Below are 17,857 nucleotides of genomic sequence, written 5' to 3' on the forward strand. Positions count from 1 at the left end.
AAAAATAATTTATCATTTTGAATTTAAAGGATTTTAATTTCACGCATTGCTTACCTCACTCTTGCCTGCCCATTGGGTATTTTTACTCTCACCCCAATCTGTCGCCTTAACACGACGCCATAAATAAAATCGCATTTTATTAATTAAAATCAATAAGTTAAATGTCTCAAACTGACGACAAAGGTAAGTGCCGTTGTCGTCGAAAAACAACATGGCAAGAAACGACACCGTAATAGAGGGAGAGTAGAAAGCGAAGTAGCGGCCAAAGGACGAAAATATAATCGCAAAAAGCAAAAAGCAAAAAGCAAAAAGCAAAAAGCAAAAAGCAAAAAGCAAAAAGCAAAAAGCAAAAAGCAAAAAGCAAAAAGCAAAAAGCAAAAAGCAAAAAGCAAAAAGCAAAAAGCAAAAAGCAAAAAGCAAAAAGCAAAAAGCAAAAAGCCCGTTCATTGCTGAACGGGCTTTTCTGAAATTGGTCGGCGAGAGAGGATTCGAACCTCCGACCCACTGGTCCCAAACCAGTTGCGCTACCAAGCTGCGCTACTCGCCGATTTCTTGTTGCTGATACTACTGATTTTTCTAGCTTATGTCTATGTAAATATTAAAATTTATCAGACATTTTGTGTGGTGCGAAGAGAGGGACTTGAACCCTCACGTCCGTAAGAACACTAACACCTGAAGCTAGCGCGTCTACCAATTCCGCCACCTTCGCACGGTCACAAAACAGCTTTTAACTCTTTACTTTACCCTAGGTAAAGTGGGGTGGCTAATGGGGCTCGAACCCACGACAACTGGAATCACAATCCAGGGCTCTACCAACTGAGCTATAGCCACCATTACTTCATCACTACTATTTCACGCGGTAATCATACCACCGCAGCTCCTGCGCACAAACTTAATGGCGCGCCCGACAGGATTCGAACCTGAGACCTCTGCCTCCGGAGGGCAGCGCTCTATCCAGCTGAGCTACGGGCGCGTAGCGCCGTTGCGGGTGGGGATACTACGGTTTTAAACCAATCCTGTCTAGTGCTTTTTCGCAGAAATGTTGTGTTTGATTACGCTTTGCTCACTCCTGCGCAGGAAAGGGGCCTCTATCACCCCTTTCCAACGGTTACCGCTGACTTTTCATACGTTTTTCAGACTGATGCCGTATTTTGCCCCTTGGCAAAAGCACTGAAGATTACATCTTGCCGGTATAGTAATAACCGACAAATTTGAGCAGCTTAAGCTGACGGCCAATACGGCTCGGCTGACTGAGCAAGCGATAGAGCCACTCTAAACCAAGATTCTGCCAAATCTTGGGCGCACGCTTCACGTGGCCGGTAAACACGTCATAGGTGCCACCTACGCCCATATACAACGCTTGTGGATGCACTTTGCGGCAATCCTGCATCAGGATTTCCTGCTTTGGCGACCCCATGGCTACCGTCACGATCGCAGCCCCGCTGACACGAATGCGTTCAAACAACGCTTCACGCTGCTCAGGCGTGAAGTAACCATCCTGACTACCCACCAGATTCACATTCCACTGGCTACGCAGCTTCTGCTCGGTTTCTGCCAGCACCGTAGGTTTGCCACCAACCAGAAACACCGGTGTGCCTTCCTGCCCGGCACGTTGCATCAGGGCTTCCCACAGATCGGCCCCAGCCACGCGGGAAACCTCTGCGCCAGGATATTTACGGCGGATCGAACGCACCATGCTGATACCATCGGCATACTTATACTCTGCCTCATCCAGCAAGGCATGCAGCGCAGGATCGGTTTCCGCCTTAAGGATTTTCTCTGCGTTCATCGCGACCAGCGTGCCTTGTTTTACCCGGCCACCGTCAAACAGAAAATCCATGCACTGCGCCATGTCACGGAACCCCCACAGGCTGAAGCCACGTAACACATACTTGGGAACCGAAATGTTTGCTTCCATTGTTATTACCTTTATAGAAGGCTGCCAGCAGAGGGCACCATTGCGCGTTTGCGTATTATCCGTGCCTTGATCAGCCCAGCGATATCAAACAGCCAGTACAGCAATTTGGCCAGAATCAGGCAGACACCAAAAATGATGCAGAAGAACACCACGCGTGAAACGAAGGAATCCACCCCTTCACGCGCCAATACGATGATATTGAACACCGCACCAAAGCAAAAACCCTGCAAAATAGCCGCTTTAAAGCGGTTCTGCTCGCTTTTGCCCATTTCATACAGCCAGTCGAACCACTTGATAATCAGGCCTACCACGATGGCACCCAGTGGGATAAACAGCACACCGCCCATCACCACCAGCGAACCAATCAGCGTAGGGGAGATCGCCAGCCCGGAATGGTTGTCCAACACTTCCCAGGTAAAGTAATTGGCGGTATTCAGCACCAGATCGGGCCGCCCCGGCCATAGCCAGGTAGGGATAAACACATAGAAATCACGCACGATCGGCGCCAGCCCCTGGAAATCGATCTTGTCGTAATTCTGTAGCAATAACCCCAGGTTTTCCCACGGCGAGAAAGTATCGCGCGTCAGATACAGGAAAGTGTAGAACGCTTCAGGGCCGCTGACATCCAGGCTGTAGCGTTTCAACGCCAGCCAGAACATGCCGACAATGCCGAACACCCCAGCGGCCACCAGCATCCACAGGGAAATCCAGCCACGCACAATGCCGATAAACAGGAACAGCGAGAAAGCGATGATGATATTGGCACGGGTGCCGCCCACGATCACATAGGTCAAGATCCCAAAGGCCACCGTCGCCGCCAGGAAAAAGAACCAGGCGCGCACATCCTGCTTGAGAAAATAAACCACCAGCATCGCCGGGATAAAGAAGTAGAAGAAGCGCTTGAGCGCCACCCCCGACACATCGCTGGAGAAAATCTGGCTGTAGGAGTTCAGCTTGAACAGCAGGAAACCGTTCTGCATAAAGAAAATGCCCACGGTACCAATGGCCACCAGCGCCAGCAGCATCCAGGTGAGGTGGGTTTCCACCCGGTTCATGGTAAATATCGGCTTATGCTGTTGGCTGCTGCGCTTGCGCAACCGGGTTTTATAGCTGACGTAATAGATGGCGTAGAAACAGGTCGCAGAAAGAATGGCGTACAGCAGGAATTCGACAGGCACTACCTGAACATCAAACTGGAAGACCAGCAGGCAAGTCAGCGGAAAGCCGAAATAAAACGTCAGCAAATAGAGCAGGGAAAAGAACACGTTAAAATTAAAACGAACGCGGCGGAATTCCTGATAGGTCAGCGTCAGCACGAACAGTGCCCCAATCAGATAGACGACAAACAACCCGCCAAACTGAGCCAGCGTCATGGGTTTTCTCCCGCCACTTGCGCCAATGCCTGTTGCCAGCCATCGACGTAGTTCGGATTAAAGAAGGCTATCGAATGTTTGTCCACCAACGCCAGCTGACGCTGTGACTCGCGCACGATGGCTTCATCCAGCGAATCGCCATAAAACAGGACTGGCAGACGTTGTTCCGCCAAATCCTGCCAGAACGGGTTTTTACGGCTGAGCACAAACGGCACGCCAAACTGTATCAACAGGCACAGGGTGCCAATGCCCTGCTGCCGATCAAAAATAAAGTAGCCAAGATCGCAGGCGCGCAAAATATTCAGGTAATCATCGAACGCCACTTGCTGCGTCAGCAATTGCAGATTGTTTTCGCCAAACAGCGCCAGCCCGGCGGCACGTACCTGCTCAATATAAGCCTCGTTATTGGCCGGGTATCCCATCGGCACAATCACCCGCACATCGCTACCAAACTGCTGATGAATCGCCTTCAGCGCCTCTATATGGCGGTTAGTGCGATCGCCAGAGTTCCCCAGCAGAATGGTCAACGGCCCAGCGCTGTTTTTCTGCACCTCGATGCCGGTGAGTTGAGGATCCATACGCGTCGGAAAGTACAGCAGTGACGCCGGAACGCGCGCATGGCGCTGCTGGTAGTGGATCAGATCGCCACGCGTAGCAAACACATGGCTAACCCGCCCCTGCGCGATGCGGCGCAGGATGTAGAACAGCCGGAATTTCCAACTGGTCGCATTCTCATACAGGTCGGCACCCCAGATGTGCCAGCTCACCTGATGCGCTTTGATTTTACCGCTCAGCAACGCCAGCCACAGCGCCGCATTAAATTGGCCGTGCAGGAAAAAGCGAGTCTGGCGGTCGGCCTGAGCGCGAGCAATCACCGCCTCCGCCAGGCTTTTCTTGCCCGGAAAGGTTTCCACCTTCAGCGCGGGGAACGAGCCCAACGCCGCAGCATCCTTGGCGGCCACCATAAAATGGCCGACCTGTTCAGAGGGCAAACGCTCAGCCAGCACGTCATTAAAGAAGCGCAGCACCGTATGATTATGATGCGGGATATCAGATCCCAGTACGTGAATCAGTGTGATCATACTCGTCTACGATAGAGGATAAATACGCAGCTACAGAGCGCGAAATACACGATGTAGGTTGCCATATAGGCCTGTGCCGCACCCAGCGCTCCATGCTGCGGGATAAGCCAGTGCGAGAACAGCGTCAGCAAGGCAAACTGGCTGACTTCCGTCAGAATATAAAAACGTAGAGATGCTTTGGCGATCACCAGATAGCCGAAAACATAAGAACCGACTTTCAGCACATCACCGACCAATTGCCAGGCAAACAGATCGCGCATCGCGACAAATTTTTCGGAGAACAGCAGCCAGATCGCGAAATCACGCAGCAACCACACCGCCAAGCTAGCGGTAGCCACCGCAGGTAAGACAAATTTCAGCGACCGCACGATTTCTTGTGCAATGGCGCTTTTTTCCTTCAGGCGCGACAGCGTTGGCAGCAGGTAAACGGTAAACGATGCGGTAATAAACTGCAGATAAGCATCGGAGATACTGCTCACCCCCTGCCAAATGCCCACTTCGTCCCAGCTGTAATGCGCTGCCAGCAGGTTACGCATCATCACATAGGCGACCGGTAGAGTCACGGAGGTGATCAGGGCCATGATGGTGAACTTGCCCAGATGGCTGGCCAGCGCCTTATCCCACGCCAGCGCCAGATAGCGCAACGGCAGCATCTTGCGCCGCCACAGCAGGAAAGCGGCAGGCAGCACCACCAGCGCAGGAACCAGAGCCAAACCGGCCAACGCACCTTCATAGCCGCCCAGCTTAAAGCACAAGGTAAAAGCCACCACGCCGATCAGGCTACCGGCGATCACCGCCACCGCATTACCCATGGCATCGCGGTAGCCTTTCAGAATGGCCAGGAACAGGTTGGCGTAAGCAATACCCATTTGGATAAACGCCACGGCCCGCACGACGTTTACATAGTCTGCATGGCCGAACAGCCCACGGCTAATCGGCTCGGCGGCAAACAGGAATACCAACGCCAACAGGGTCGAAAAACCCAGCACAATGCTGGAGGCGGTTCCAACCGCCATGCGCAGCCGCTGCGGATCCTGGTGATATTCCGCCACATACTTGGTGATGCCGTTAAAAATCCCGGCACCGGACAACACGCCCAGCACGGTAATCAACTGGCGGAAATTACCCGCCTGCCCGACACCGCTGGGGCCAAAAGCCACCGCCAGCATTTTAACTACCAACAGCCCCACGCCAATTTTTATCAGCGTGGAACCGGCAGTCCAAATCGATGCTTTTGCCAGCGACATATCAGGCCAGGAAGCTCAGGATGGTAGTGATCACCGTACGCTGATTAACATCGGACATGTTGTAGAACAGCGGCAGGCGCACCAGACGCTCACTTTCCTTGCTAGTGAAACGGTCTTCACCGGCAAAACGGCCAAACTTCTCACCCGCCGGGCAGGCGTGCAGTGGGATGTAATGGAATACCGTCATGATCTCGGCTTCTTTCAGGTAATCGATAAACGCCGTGCGATCCTGAACGTCTTTGAGTTTGACGTAGAACATATGGGCATTGTGTACACAGCCCTCAGGGATCACCGGTAAATCGATACGGCCCGCATCCGCCAGCGGCTTGAACGCATCATAATAGTTCTGCCACAGTTTCAGGCGACGCTGGTTAATCTCTTCTGCGGCTTCCAATTGCGCCCACAGATAAGCCGCCTGCAGGTCAGACATCAGATAGCTGGAACCGATATCGCGCCAGGTGTATTTATCAACCTGGCCGCGGAAGAACTGGCTGCGGTTGGTGCCCTTTTCGCGAATCACTTCCGCACGATCGATCAGCGTAGGATCGTTGATCAGCGTTGCGCCACCCTCACCGCCAGCGGTGTAGTTTTTGGTTTCATGGAAGCTGAAACAACCGATGTGGCCAATAGTCCCCAGCGCTTTGCCTTTGTAAGTCGACATAACGCCCTGCGCGGCATCTTCAACCACGAACAGGTTGTGTTTCTTTGCCAGCGCCATGATGGTGTCCATCTCGCAGGCCACACCAGCATAGTGCACCGGCACAATGGCACGGGTTTTATCGGTAATCGCGGCTTCGATTTTGGCCTCATCGATATTCATGGTGTCTGGACGCACGTCAACAAACACCACTACCGCGCCACGCAACACAAAGGCGTTGGCGGTAGAAACGAAGGTGAAGCTCGGCATGATCACTTCATCACCCGGCTGGATATCCAGCAGGATGGCGGCCATTTCCAGTGAAGCGGTGCAAGAAGGCGTCAGCAGCACTTTCGGGCTGCCGAAATGCTGCTCCATCCATTGCTGGCAGCGGCGCGTAAAGCCGCCGTCACCACAGAGTTTGCCGCTGCTCATGGCAGCCTGCATATAATCGAGCTCGGTGCCAACAACCGGTGGTGCGTTAAATGGAATCATGTAAACCTCTGTAAAACCAATACGCGGTGCTTTCTACGATGGCACCGTGCCGTTGATAGAGCCGTAACGCGGCAATATTACTCATCTGGGTCGCAACCCACAGGCGTTGCAGCTCACGCTGCTGACACCAGGCGATTGCGGCAGCCATCAGCCGTGAACCGGCACCCTTTCCTTGCGCACCTGGGAAAACCGCCAGCAGACCAATACGGGCTTCTTGCTGGCCAATATCACGCAGGCTGACAAAACCTTCTGGCTGCCCATCGCTTCCCAGCACTAATAAACACTGATGATCGAAGGTCCCCAGTACCGCTTTTTCAATCCAGGTGGCGTAAAATCGCCCGCTGTCCTGCTGCCCATACCAAGGGGCACGAAAACGGCTGGCAGCAAATACGCTGGCCGCAGCCGCTCGCAATACCGGGATATCCTCAGGAACAGCCGTACGCACCGCCGATAATGAAGCACTTTCCGTGCCAACCGCCAGTGCCAAATCAACTTCGCCTTCTACCAGCCGAAAACCTTGCCCAGCCAATGCGTCAGCTAAATCCAGGCGTTGTGCCGGTATTTTGGCCTGCACCAGTGCAAAAGCGTCTAATCCCGCCTCACTGAGCCGTGGTGCGGCATCGTCAAAATGCAGCTTGGCGCTGGAAATATGGAAAAATTCGCTTTCCCAGCCCAAAGGCTCAATATTGGCGCGGACGGACATGCAGTAAATCCAGTAAGTACTTGCCGTAGCCGGTTTTAGCCAGCGCCAGAGCGGCGCGTCTTACGCCTTCATCGTCCAGCCAGCCGTTACGCCAGGCGATCTCTTCCAAACAGGCAATCTTGAACCCTTGGCGTTTTTCCACCGTCTGCACAAAGGTGCTGGCCTCAATCAGGCTGTCGTGAGTCCCGGTATCAAGCCAGGCAAAGCCACGGCCCAACAGCTCAACGCTCAATTCACCGCGTTCCAGATACATCTGGTTGATACTGGTGATTTCCAGTTCGCCACGCGGCGATGGCTTCACCTGTTTGGCAAAATCCACCACTTGGTTGTCGTAGAAATAGAGCCCCGTAACTGCCCAATTGGACTTTGGCTTAACCGGTTTTTCTTCGATCGACAACGCACGGAAATTATCGTCAAACTCCACAACGCCGAAACGTTCTGGATCCATCACCTGATAACCGAATACTGTCGCGCCCTGCAAGCCCGCTACCACATTTTTCAGTTTCGGGCTAAAGCTCTGACCGAAATAGATATTATCGCCCAGCACCAGGCAGGTCGGCTCACCGGCAATAAATTCTTCACCGATCAGAAATGCCTGCGCCAGGCCATCTGGACTCGGCTGTTCTGCATAGCTGAGGTTGATACCAAACTCTTCACCGCTGCCGAGCAAACGGCGGAACGATGGCAGATCTTCCGGCGTAGAGATAATCAAAACGTCGCGGATCCCGGCCAGCATCAGCACCGAAAGCGGATAGTAGATCATCGGCTTATCGTAGATAGGGAGCAATTGCTTGGAAACACCGCGAGTAATCGGGTGCAAACGCGTCCCTGAACCACCGGCAAGAATAATGCCTTTCATAATAACTCCTGAACTTACAGTAACAACGCGGTGCCTATTCAACACCGCGCGTTCATCTAGAGGGTATTAATTTAACCCCAAACGCTCACCCGCATAGGAACCATCTTGGACACGGCGCCACCAGGTTTCATTGTTCAGGTACCAGGAAACCGTTTTGCGGATGCCGCTTTCAAAGGTTTCCTGCGGGAGCCAACCCAGTTCACGCTCGATTTTCCCCGCATCGATGGCATAACGCATATCATGGCCGGGACGATCTTTAACATAGGTGATCAGATCGCGGTAGTTCGCTACACCTTGCGGCTTGTTCGGTGCCAGTTCTTCCAGCAGATCGCAAATGGTATGCACCACTTCAATATTCTTGCGCTCGTTGTGCCCACCGATGTTATAGGTTTCCCCTATCACACCTTCGGTTACCACCTGATACAGCGCACGCGCATGATCTTCCACATACAGCCAGTCACGCACCTGCGCGCCATTGCCGTAAACCGGTAACGGTTTGCCAGAAATCGCGTTCAGGATCACCAGTGGGATCAGCTTCTCTGGGAAGTGATAAGGGCCGTAATTGTTGGAACAGTTGGTGACCACGGTTGGGAAACCGTAGGTGCGCAACCAGGCGCGCACCAGATGGTCGCTCGATGCCTTGGAGGCTGAATACGGGCTGCTGGGTGCGTAAGGCGTAGTTTCGGTAAACAGGTCGTCAGTACCGTGCAGATCGCCGTACACTTCGTCGGTAGAGATGTGGTGGAAGCGGAAGCCCTGCTTTTTCTCTTCTGCAAGCCGCTGCCAGTAATGGCGGGCCGCTTCCAGCATGTGGTAGGTGCCCACCACGTTGGTTTCAATAAACGCCGCCGGGCCGTCAATGGAGCGATCAACGTGGCTTTCTGCCGCCAGATGCATCACAAAATCAGGCTGATACTGGGCAAATACCCGATCCAACGCGGCGCGATCGCAGATGTCGACCTGTTCGAAAGCATAACGCTCGTTATCAGCCACCCCAGCCAACGACTCCAGATTGCCCGCATAGGTCAGCTTATCCACCACCACTACGCTATCGGCAGTGCTGCTGATAATGTGCCGCACCACGGCAGAACCGATAAAACCGGCACCGCCGGTGACTAAAATACGTTTCAACGCCAGACCCCTTTGGTATCAACAATCCAGGATTGCTTAATCTCTTCCGGCTTAATCGCCTTGAACTCTTTGTGATCAACCAGCATCACGATCACGTCAGCCTGTTGCAGCGCACTGGCGACATCTTTCAACGTCACATGGCCAGCCAAAGACTTCGGCAACTGCTCAACGTTCGGCTCCACTGCCAGAGTTTCACCTACGTGCCAATCAGCAATCAGGTGCGCCACTTCTACCGCCGGGCTTTCACGCAGATCGTCAATATTGGGCTTGAACGCTAGGCCAAAGCAGGCAATTTTCACCTCAGAAGCACGCTTGTTGGTTGCGGCGAGACAGTCGGCCACTGCCGCTTTAACGCGTTCGACCACCCACAGCGGTTTACCATCGTTAACCAGACGCGCGGTGTGAATCAGGCGAGCCTGTTGCGGGTTTTGCGCCACAATGAACCATGGATCGACGGCGATACAGTGCCCACCGACGCCGGGGCCCGGCTGCAAAATATTAACGCGCGGATGGCGATTGGCCAGGCGGATCAGTTCCCACACATTGATCCCTTGATCGGCGCAAATCAGCGACAGTTCATTAGCAAACGCGATATTGACATCGCGGAAGCTGTTTTCCGTCAATTTGCACATCTCGGCGGTGCGCGAGTTGGTGATAACGCATTCACCTTCAAGGAAAATCTTATACAGTGCGCTGGCGCGCTCGGAACATTTCGGCGTCATACCACCGATCACACGGTCGTTCTGGATCAGTTCAACCATCACCTGGCCCGGCAATACGCGCTCAGGGCAATAGGCGATATTGACGTCAGCCTGCTCACCGGCATTCTGTGGGAAACTGAGATCGCTGCGCGCTTCGGCCAACCACTGCGCCATTTGTTCTGTCGCGCCCACCGGCGAGGTGGACTCCAGAATCACCAGATCGCCCTTTTTCAGTACCGGTGCCAATGATTTGGCCGCTGCTTCAACATAGGCCAGATCGGGCTCATGATCCCCTTTGAACGGGGTTGGTACCGCAATCAGAAAAGCGTCTGCCGCCAGCGGTTTGGTCACCGCCTGCAAGAATCCCCCGTCAACCGCTTCCTTCACCACGCGGTCCAGATCGGGCTCCACAATATGAATCGCACCACGATTGATGGTGTCTACCGCATGCTGATTAACATCTACACCAACCACTTTTTTCTTGCGGGAAGCAAACGCCGCCGCCGTTGGCAGACCGATGTAACCCAGGCCAATAACTGAAATAGTGTTAAAACTCATAGTGTCACCTGATGATTCTTTAAAGCTTCGAGGATACGTTGGCAGGCATGCCCGTCACCGTAGGGGTTATGCGCCCGGCTCATGGCGTGATATTCGTTTTCATCCGTCAACAACCGAGTCACTTCATCGACAATTCTTGCCACATCCGTCCCCACCAAACGCACCGTGCCAGCATCGACTGCCTCTGGCCGCTCGGTGGTATCACGCATCACTAACACCGGTTTACCCAGCGACGGTGCCTCTTCCTGAATACCGCCCGAGTCGGTCAGAATCATATAAGAGTGGGTCATCAGATAAACAAAGGGCAGATAATCCTGCGGATCGATCAGCACAATGTTGTCGATGCCTTTCAGAATTCGGTTGACTGGCTCGCTGACATTAGGATTAAGGTGTACAGGGTAAACCACCTGAACTTCTGGATGCTGACGGGCAATATCTGCCAGAGCGCTGCATATGCGTTCGAACCCACCGCCGAAGCTTTCGCGACGGTGGCCAGTCACCAGGATCAACTTCTTGTTGGCATCCAGGAAGGGATAACGCTGATCAAGACTATTACGCAGCACTTCGTCACTCAGGACACGATCGCGAACCCATAGCAACGCATCAATCACCGTATTGCCCGTGACGAAAATATGGTCATCACGCAGCGATTCGCGCAGCAGATTCGAGCGCGAGTTTTCGGTCGGTGCAAAATGGTACATCGCCAGATGGCCAGTCAGCTTGCGGTTTGCCTCTTCAGGCCATGGAGAATAGAGATTACCGGTACGCAGACCGGCTTCCACATGCCCAACAGGAATACGCTGATAAAACGCTGCCAGGCTGGTCGCCATGGTGGTAGTGGTATCACCGTGAACCAGCACCACATCGGGTTTGAAATCTTCCAGAACACCTTTCAACCCTTCCAGAATGCGGCAGGTGATTTCACTCAGCCCCTGACCAGGTTTCATGATATTCAGGTCGTAGTCCGGTACGATTTCAAACAAACGCAATACCTGATCCAACATCTCACGATGCTGTGCCGTAACGCAGACTCTTGATTCAAAGGCTGCATCCTGAGCCAGAGCATGTACCAAGGGAGCCATTTTGATGGCTTCCGGCCTGGTGCCAAAAACAGTCAACACTTTCACAGCGAATCTCTTTTGGTCGGTGAACCGCAGGCGAACCTGCAAACTGGGCGCATATGCGCCCATCAACGAAATAATGGTCTTTTTTAATGGCGTGGGCGGCGCGCCAAAGCAACGCCAGCACCAACCAGGGCACCAATTGCACCCCACATAATCAGCCAGAATACGCGGCGCGGGCTATCACGTTTTACCGGTTCTTCTGGCGTGCGCAGATAGCGATAGGTCTGGAATTTGGCATCCAGCGTCGGGCCAACGTTCAACGTTGCCAGCATGGCGCGGTTCTGATCGTAATCCAGATCGTACGTTGGACCAGAAGCCTGTAGCCCTTCCAGACGAGCCTGAAGCATCGGCTTGCCCAACAGGAACAAATCGGAGTCCGGTAATTGTTCTGCGGGTGTATCGGTCTGGCTGCGGCTAATTCCCTGCTGTTCAGCAATTTTCAATGCCTGCTGAACGGTTTTTAGCTCACGCTGGTAAACCGCATCCGCGACCGCTTCCTGGCGTTTGACCTGCGCGTTCATCGACGTGGTACGCGCCGCCCAGGCACCCTGAATTTCTTCATTCAAGTGCTGTGCGGCCCGATGGCTGGCGAACGCCACATACTGTCGCAGCAAGCGGTTGGAATCCGGTGCCGTTTCTGCCGTCAGCTTCACGCCGTCGTTAAGCACTTTTTTGTCGTCACGCGGGGTAAACAGAATATTGTTAATCAGATCGTCGAGCAATGCCGCATCAGCGCGCGCATCCCCTTCCTGGCGCTGTTTGTAGTAGTCACTTTGCAACCAGAAATCGCGGCGCGTGTCATAGGCCGCCAACTGCATGATGAATTCATTATAGGCTTCATCGGCAATCCCTGGTTTATCGCCCGCCACTGCTGGTACAGTGCGCATATCGAGGTTACGCAGGAACTGCTGTTGCGAATAATATCCCCCCAACGCGTTAACCGTTGGCTTATCGGTGATCGCCGTCGCGCTCCATTCCTGTTTGACCAGGTAGGAGACGATCAGTGCGATAACGGCAAACAACACCGCAAAACCGATAATCCATTTTTTACCGCGCCACAGCGCGCAGCACAAACCGCGGATATCGAGTTCATTATCGACCACCGGGGTATTTTTTTCAGACGTTGTTTCTGGAGTCATCTCTGCCCAAAAGCCTCAGGTTAAGGTACTTGCTTATTGTTCGTTGCATGCCGAATACGGCGCTTCATCCGTTTGATATAACGCGCGACGCGCCATGCACGTTTAATGCAATAGCCATAGAAGAAGAAAGCAAGCAAGAATAGTGCCAACATCACCCATTCAGGGATGAAGGTCAGACGTTCGCCAAGCACGCCAATCGCCGCCAGAATCGCAGCGGCCAGCGTAATCAGAACAAAAGCCTGACGCGGCGTAAAGCCTGCTCGCATAATCAGATGATGGATGTGCTGGCGATCGGGAGAGAACGGACTCATGCCCTTGCGCAGACGACGATACATGATCGCTATCATATCCATCAACGGAATCGCAATAATCCACAGCGCAGTGACCGGTTTGATGGGATGACTCGGCCCTTGGGAGCTTTGCAACAATATCCAGATAGCCGTAAAACCAATCAGCGTACTGCCCGCATCCCCCATAAAGACCTTGTACCGCCGGCCTAGGATGCCGAGGTTAAGCAAAATGTAAGGGACGATAGCTGCCAGCATGGCAAAGCACCAGAAAGCGAGCGCAGAGTGGCCGCTCATATATAACAGTGCCCCCAGCGCGCCAAATGAAACGCAGGAAAGCCCCCCCAGCAACCCGTCAATACCATCAACCATATTGAAAGCATTGATCGCCGCCCAGACAGCGAACAGGGTAACCAGATAGCCAAACGGCCCCAACAGCATTTCCCAACCACCGAACACATAGCCGAAGCTGCGTAGGTAGAGGCCAGCAAACACCATCATGGCAATGCCGACCAAGGCCTGAACGGTGGCACGAATTTTAACGCTGATGTCAAAGCGATCGTCCAACGCACCGACGAACACCAATACTCCCGCACAAGCGAGATAAAGTTTACCGTGGGCAATCGTTTGGTCAGAAATCAGGAAAGCAAAGCAGAGACCTGCGTAAACAGAAATGCCGCCAACCAGTGGGATCAAGCCCTGATGACGTTTGCGATAATTAGGTTTATCAACCAAACCTATCCATTTTGCTACCTTGCGGGCAACAAATAAAAAAGCCAGAGAGAACAGGAAAACAAAAAGAATTTCAGTACTCATAGTGAGTAAGTTCACAGTTAACAAATCTCTGAAGAAGATGAGGCAGCTTAACATGGGTAAAAAACCGCGCCATATGCAAAGCGACCTTTCAGTCATTTCTTATGACAACAGGCATATAGGTTCATCCATGCCCAAGTCATTTCTTACTTTAACGTATTAACGTCAAAAACAGGCGTAAATAAGATCAATTCTCAGTAAGCCGTAAGAAAAACTGAATTTCCCTTTACTGTTACTTATCGTATCCGCCAAAAGCGAAAAACGCCACGACTAGGCGTGGCGTTCCTCGAATTTTTTACTGAATTACGAACGCTTCATCATATCGAAGAATTCATCGTTGGTTTTGGTCATTGCCAACTTATTAATGAGGAACTCCATCGCGTCGATCTCGCCCATCGGGTGAATAATCTTGCGCAGGATCCACATTTTTTGCAGTTCTTCAGACGTGGTGAGCAACTCTTCTTTACGGGTGCCGGAACGGTTGTAATCGATAGCAGGGAACACGCGCTTCTCGGCGATTTTACGCGCCAAGTGCAATTCCATGTTGCCGGTACCTTTAAACTCTTCGTAAATCACTTCATCCATTTTGGAACCGGTATCCACCAGCGCGGTAGCGATGATGGTCAGGCTACCGCCTTCCTCAACGTTACGAGCCGCACCGAAGAAACGCTTCGGACGATGCAGGGCGTTGGCATCCACACCACCGGTCAGCACTTTGCCTGAGGCAGGTACTACGGTGTTGTAGGCACGCGCCAGACGGGTGATCGAATCCAGCAGGATGATAACGTCTTTTTTGTGTTCGACCAGGCGTTTGGCCTTCTCGATCACCATTTCTGCTACCTGCACGTGGCGGGAGGCTGGCTCATCAAAGGTAGAAGCGATAACTTCGCCTTTGACCAGACGCTGCATCTCGGTCACTTCTTCCGGACGTTCGTCGATCAGCAACACCATCAGCACGCAGTCTGGATGGTTGTAAGCGATGCTCTGCGCAATATTTTGCAGCAGCATGGTCTTACCGGCCTTCGGCGGTGCCACGATCAGGCCACGTTGACCACGGCCAATCGGGGCGGCCAGATCCAGTACGCGAGCCGTCAGATCTTCAGTGGAACCATTACCGCGCTCCATCCGCAGACGGGAATTGGCGTGCAGCGGCGTCAGGTTTTCGAACAGGATCTTGTTACGGGCGTTTTCCGGTTTGTCGTAGTTAACTTCGTTGACTTTCAACAGAGCAAAATAACGCTCGCCTTCTTTTGGCGGACGAATCTTACCGGAAATGGTATCACCTGTGCGGAGGTTGAAACGGCGGATTTGGCTGGGGGAAACGTAGATATCATCAGGACCGGCGAGGTAGGAACTGTCTCCAGAGCGGAGGAAACCAAATCCATCCTGCAATATCTCCAACACGCCGTCGCCGAAGATATCTTCTCCGCTTTTCGCATGTTGCTTAAGTATAGAGAAGATAATGTCCTGTTTGCGCAGGCGGGCCAGATTTTCCAGCCCCATATTTTCGCCGAGAGTAATCAGCTCAGAAACCGGCGTATTCTTTAATTCGGTAAGATTCATAGTGGTGGGTTCTTAAACTCGGGGTATGTCTCGAACTAATATCGTGAATGGTATGGCAGCAAGATGCGTGCCTGTTTACTGGACGTTCGATCGCCGAGCCGCTGAGCTGTCACGGTAAGAAATGGCTTACATTGAACGCAAGCGTTAACGGTCTAAGATCGAAGGTGCCTTAAAACTGATTTTTGCAAAACCGTTTGATCGTCGAAACACGGGCTGAGTTCATATTCAATGGCGGCGCCGATGGTTCAACATAGAGTAAAGCTTAGATTCAAACTCTTTAGATTTATTACTTAGGGCAAGTTCTATATGCAGTGTGGTTAAACTTAGCACGCTTCTTGGCAGGCGTCTAGCGGTGAATTAAATACCCACATCCAGACGCCCGTCACGGGGCTTCCCGCCCGATTACAGATTCGCGTTCAGGAAATCTTTGAGCTGGCCTTTGGACAATGCGCCCACTTTGGTTGCTGCCACTTCACCGTTCTTGAACAGCAACAGCGTAGGGATACCACGGATACCGTATTTCGGTGCGGTAGCCGGGTTCTGGTCGATGTTCAGCTTGGTGATGGTCAGTTTGCCTTCGAACTCTTCGGCAATCTCATCCAGGATCGGCGCTATCATCTTGCACGGGCCACACCATTCAGCCCAGAAATCGACCAGGATTGGCCCTTCGGCTTTCAGCACATCGGTATCAAAGCTGTCGTCAGTCAGGTGAATAATTTTATCGCTCATGTTCTACTCCACAGGATTAGGTCTACCTTGTAGGCGTTGGCGTTGTATTCACCAACCCAAGGTGATTTTATTTCACCGCGTTTATTTCAACGGATGTGCTTTCGTAAAGCAATAGTTAGCTGATATTCTACCATACTATGAGCAAAACACACTTGACCGAACAGAAGTTTTCCGACTTCGCCCTGCACCCGTTAGTCCTTGAAGCCCTTGAGAAAAAAGGGTTTCATCATTGCACGCCTATTCAGGCGTTAGCATTGCCGCTCACGCTCTCTGGGCGTGACGTTGCAGGTCAGGCGCAAACCGGTACCGGAAAGACGCTGGCATTTTTAGCGTCTACTTTTCACTATTTGCTGTCCCACCCGGCGAAAGAAGGTCGCCAGACCAACCAGCCGCGCGCCTTGATCATGGCGCCAACGCGTGAACTGGCCGTACAGATCCATTCCGATGCCGAAGCCCTTTCGCAGTCCACCGGTTTGAAACTGGGTCTGGCCTATGGCGGCGACGGCTACGACAAACAGCTTAAAGTGCTGGAAAGCGGTGTGGATATCCTGGTCGGGACGACTGGCCGTTTAATCGATTACGCTAAACAGAACTATATCGATCTGGGTGCAATCCAGGTGGTGGTGCTGGATGAAGCCGATCGCATGTACGATCTGGGCTTTATCAAAGACATCCGCTGGTTGTTCCGCCGCATGCCTGCGGTTGATAAGCGCCTGAATATGCTGTTCTCCGCCACGCTGTCCTATCGCGTTCGCGAACTGGCCTTCGAGCAGATGAACAATGCCGAATATGTGGAAGTTGAACCGGAACAGAAAACCGGCCATCGGATCCAGGAAGAACTCTTCTACCCTTCCAACGAAGAAAAAATGCGTCTGTTGCAGACTCTGATCGAGGAAGAGTGGCCGGATCGCTGCATTATTTTCGCTAACACCAAGCACCGCTGTGAAGACATCTGGGGCCATCTGGCTGCTGATGGTCACCGCGTGGGCCTGCTGACCGGCGATGTCGCACAGAAAAAACGCCTGCGGATTCTGGATGACTTCACCAAGGGCAGCCTGGACATTCTGGTCGCCACCGACGTTGCTGCACGCGGCCTGCATATCCCGCTGGTGACTCACGTTTTCAACTACGATCTGCCTGATGACTGCGAAGACTACGTACACCGCATTGGTCGTACCGGCCGCGCGGGCGAAAGTGGTCACTCCATCAGCCTGGCCTGTGAAGAATACGCGTTGAACCTGCCAGCGATCGAGACCTATACCGGCCACAGCATCCCAGTGAGCAAATACAACAGCGATGCGCTGCTAGCGGATTTGCCTGCGCCAAAACGCCTGGTGCGCCCGCGTGGTAGCAACGGCCCACGCCGTAACTCTGCGCCACGTCGTGGTGGCGGTGCGCCACGTAACAACCGTAGACGCCCAGGCTGATATTCCCAATGAGTTTCAAGTTGCCATCAGGCGGCGAGAGTGTGGATCCCCAAGAGCTTACACCGGTAAGT

16 protein-coding genes and 4 tRNA genes are annotated in these 17,857 nt (G+C 52.9%); 1 reads left to right on the top strand and 19 read right to left on the bottom strand.

The features are described 5' to 3' along the window. Positions 1-39: 39 nt before the first annotated feature. The 19 genes from ACX9GT_RS24390 to trxA all read right to left on the bottom strand — a co-directional run bounded on the left by ACX9GT_RS24390 (position 40) and on the right by trxA (position 16,359). Positions 40-447, bottom strand: coding sequence for a hypothetical protein (locus tag ACX9GT_RS24390; RefSeq protein WP_473189100.1), 408 nt, complete (start codon positions 445-447; stop codon positions 40-42). 23 nt (positions 448-470) lie between these two features. Continuing rightward, a tRNA-Pro gene (locus tag ACX9GT_RS24395) sits at positions 471-547 on the bottom strand. 75 nt (positions 548-622) lie between these two features. After that, positions 623-709, bottom strand: a tRNA-Leu gene (locus ACX9GT_RS24400). Between the two features lie 46 nt (positions 710-755). Further along, positions 756-831 (bottom strand) — tRNA-His (locus tag ACX9GT_RS24405). A gap of 65 nt (positions 832-896) precedes the next feature. Beyond that, positions 897-973: transfer RNA gene (locus tag ACX9GT_RS24410), tRNA-Arg, on the bottom strand. A gap of 204 nt (positions 974-1,177) precedes the next feature. Then, positions 1,178-1,918, bottom strand: a complete 741-nt coding sequence (gene wecG / locus ACX9GT_RS24415) for a lipopolysaccharide N-acetylmannosaminouronosyltransferase (protein WP_473189101.1) — start codon at positions 1,916-1,918, stop codon at positions 1,178-1,180. An 11-nt stretch (positions 1,919-1,929) separates the two neighbouring features. Then, positions 1,930-3,291: an ECA oligosaccharide polymerase gene (gene wzyE, locus ACX9GT_RS24420; RefSeq protein ID WP_473189102.1), complete on the bottom strand. Its 1,362-nt coding sequence runs from the start codon at positions 3,289-3,291 to the stop codon at positions 1,930-1,932. Further along, positions 3,288-4,373 (bottom strand): TDP-N-acetylfucosamine:lipid II N-acetylfucosaminyltransferase, encoded by a 1,086-nt coding sequence (locus tag ACX9GT_RS24425; protein WP_473189103.1) that lies wholly within the window; start codon positions 4,371-4,373, stop codon positions 3,288-3,290. Before ACX9GT_RS24425 ends, wzyE begins: the two co-directional genes overlap by 4 nt. Continuing rightward, positions 4,370-5,620, bottom strand: a complete 1,251-nt coding sequence (gene wzxE / locus ACX9GT_RS24430; RefSeq protein WP_473189104.1) for a lipid III flippase WzxE — start codon at positions 5,618-5,620, stop codon at positions 4,370-4,372. Before wzxE ends, ACX9GT_RS24425 begins: the two co-directional genes overlap by 4 nt. 1 nt (position 5,621) lies before the next feature. After that, positions 5,622-6,752: a dTDP-4-amino-4,6-dideoxygalactose transaminase gene (rffA, locus tag ACX9GT_RS24435; protein ID WP_473189105.1), complete on the bottom strand. Its 1,131-nt coding sequence runs from the start codon at positions 6,750-6,752 to the stop codon at positions 5,622-5,624. Beyond that, the gene (gene rffC / locus ACX9GT_RS24440) at positions 6,739-7,455 is read right to left on the bottom strand and encodes a dTDP-4-amino-4,6-dideoxy-D-galactose acyltransferase (protein ID WP_473189106.1); all 717 of its coding nucleotides are present in this window, start codon (positions 7,453-7,455) and stop codon (positions 6,739-6,741) included. Before rffC ends, rffA begins: the two co-directional genes overlap by 14 nt. Next, positions 7,433-8,314 (bottom strand): glucose-1-phosphate thymidylyltransferase RfbA, encoded by an 882-nt coding sequence (rfbA, locus tag ACX9GT_RS24445; protein ID WP_473189107.1) that lies wholly within the window; start codon positions 8,312-8,314, stop codon positions 7,433-7,435. The genes rffC and rfbA overlap by 23 nt, the downstream gene beginning before the upstream one ends. Before the next feature lie 66 nt (positions 8,315-8,380). Next, a complete protein-coding gene (gene rffG, locus ACX9GT_RS24450) occupies positions 8,381-9,445 on the bottom strand; it encodes a dTDP-glucose 4,6-dehydratase (protein ID WP_473189108.1) in 1,065 nt (354 codons plus the stop codon). Further along, the gene (wecC, locus tag ACX9GT_RS24455) at positions 9,442-10,704 is read right to left on the bottom strand and encodes a UDP-N-acetyl-D-mannosamine dehydrogenase (RefSeq protein ID WP_473189109.1); all 1,263 of its coding nucleotides are present in this window, start codon (positions 10,702-10,704) and stop codon (positions 9,442-9,444) included. Before wecC ends, rffG begins: the two co-directional genes overlap by 4 nt. Beyond that, positions 10,701-11,831: a non-hydrolyzing UDP-N-acetylglucosamine 2-epimerase gene (gene wecB, locus ACX9GT_RS24460; RefSeq protein ID WP_473189110.1), complete on the bottom strand. Its 1,131-nt coding sequence runs from the start codon at positions 11,829-11,831 to the stop codon at positions 10,701-10,703. Before wecB ends, wecC begins: the two co-directional genes overlap by 4 nt. An 83-nt stretch (positions 11,832-11,914) precedes the next feature. Further along, complete coding sequence (wzzE, locus tag ACX9GT_RS24465) at positions 11,915-12,967, bottom strand: ECA polysaccharide chain length modulation protein (protein ID WP_473189111.1); 1,053 nt, start codon at positions 12,965-12,967, stop codon at positions 11,915-11,917. A 20-nt stretch (positions 12,968-12,987) separates the two neighbouring features. Next, entirely contained in the window at positions 12,988-14,085 is a 1,098-nt protein-coding gene (gene wecA / locus ACX9GT_RS24470) for a UDP-N-acetylglucosamine--undecaprenyl-phosphate N-acetylglucosaminephosphotransferase (RefSeq protein ID WP_473189112.1), read from the bottom strand. Between the two features lie 285 nt (positions 14,086-14,370). Further along, entirely contained in the window at positions 14,371-15,630 is a 1,260-nt protein-coding gene (gene rho, locus ACX9GT_RS24475) for a transcription termination factor Rho (protein WP_021181558.1), read from the bottom strand. Positions 15,631-16,032: 402 nt separating this feature from the next. Continuing rightward, positions 16,033-16,359 carry a thioredoxin TrxA gene (trxA, locus tag ACX9GT_RS24480; protein ID WP_156293301.1) on the bottom strand — a complete coding sequence of 109 codons (327 nt, stop codon included), beginning with the start codon at positions 16,357-16,359 and terminating at the stop codon, positions 16,033-16,035. A gap of 137 nt (positions 16,360-16,496) precedes the next feature. Here trxA and rhlB point away from each other — a divergent pair, with 137 nt between their 5' ends. Then, the gene (gene rhlB, locus ACX9GT_RS24485) at positions 16,497-17,786 is read left to right on the top strand and encodes an ATP-dependent RNA helicase RhlB (RefSeq protein ID WP_473189113.1); all 1,290 of its coding nucleotides are present in this window, start codon (positions 16,497-16,499) and stop codon (positions 17,784-17,786) included. Positions 17,787-17,857: the final 71 nt, after the last annotated feature.

This window comes from Serratia sp. YWN4, from assembly GCF_055790845.1.

Excerpts from the sequence above, each read along its gene's own strand:
- rfbA (WP_473189107.1), bottom strand. The coding sequence starts at position 8,314 with ATGAAAGGCATTATTCTTGCCGGTGGTTCAGGGACGCGTTTGCACCCG.
- wzxE (WP_473189104.1), bottom strand. The coding sequence starts at position 5,620 with ATGTCGCTGGCAAAAGCATCGATTTGGACTGCCGGTTCCACGCTGATA.
- rhlB (WP_473189113.1), top strand. The coding sequence starts at position 16,497 with ATGAGCAAAACACACTTGACCGAACAGAAGTTTTCCGACTTCGCCCTG.
- rffA (WP_473189105.1), bottom strand. The coding sequence starts at position 6,752 with ATGATTCCATTTAACGCACCACCGGTTGTTGGCACCGAGCTCGATTAT.
- ACX9GT_RS24390 (WP_473189100.1), bottom strand. The coding sequence starts at position 447 with ATGAACGGGCTTTTTGCTTTTTGCTTTTTGCTTTTTGCTTTTTGCTTT.
- ACX9GT_RS24425 (WP_473189103.1), bottom strand. The coding sequence starts at position 4,373 with ATGATCACACTGATTCACGTACTGGGATCTGATATCCCGCATCATAAT.
- wecC (WP_473189109.1), bottom strand. The coding sequence starts at position 10,704 with ATGAGTTTTAACACTATTTCAGTTATTGGCCTGGGTTACATCGGTCTG.
- rffC (WP_473189106.1), bottom strand. The coding sequence starts at position 7,455 with ATGTCCGTCCGCGCCAATATTGAGCCTTTGGGCTGGGAAAGCGAATTT.
- trxA (WP_156293301.1), bottom strand. The coding sequence starts at position 16,359 with ATGAGCGATAAAATTATTCACCTGACTGACGACAGCTTTGATACCGAT.
- rho (WP_021181558.1), bottom strand. The coding sequence starts at position 15,630 with ATGAATCTTACCGAATTAAAGAATACGCCGGTTTCTGAGCTGATTACT.
- wzzE (WP_473189111.1), bottom strand. The coding sequence starts at position 12,967 with ATGACTCCAGAAACAACGTCTGAAAAAAATACCCCGGTGGTCGATAAT.
- wecG (WP_473189101.1), bottom strand. The coding sequence starts at position 1,918 with ATGGAAGCAAACATTTCGGTTCCCAAGTATGTGTTACGTGGCTTCAGC.
- wzyE (WP_473189102.1), bottom strand. The coding sequence starts at position 3,291 with ATGACGCTGGCTCAGTTTGGCGGGTTGTTTGTCGTCTATCTGATTGGG.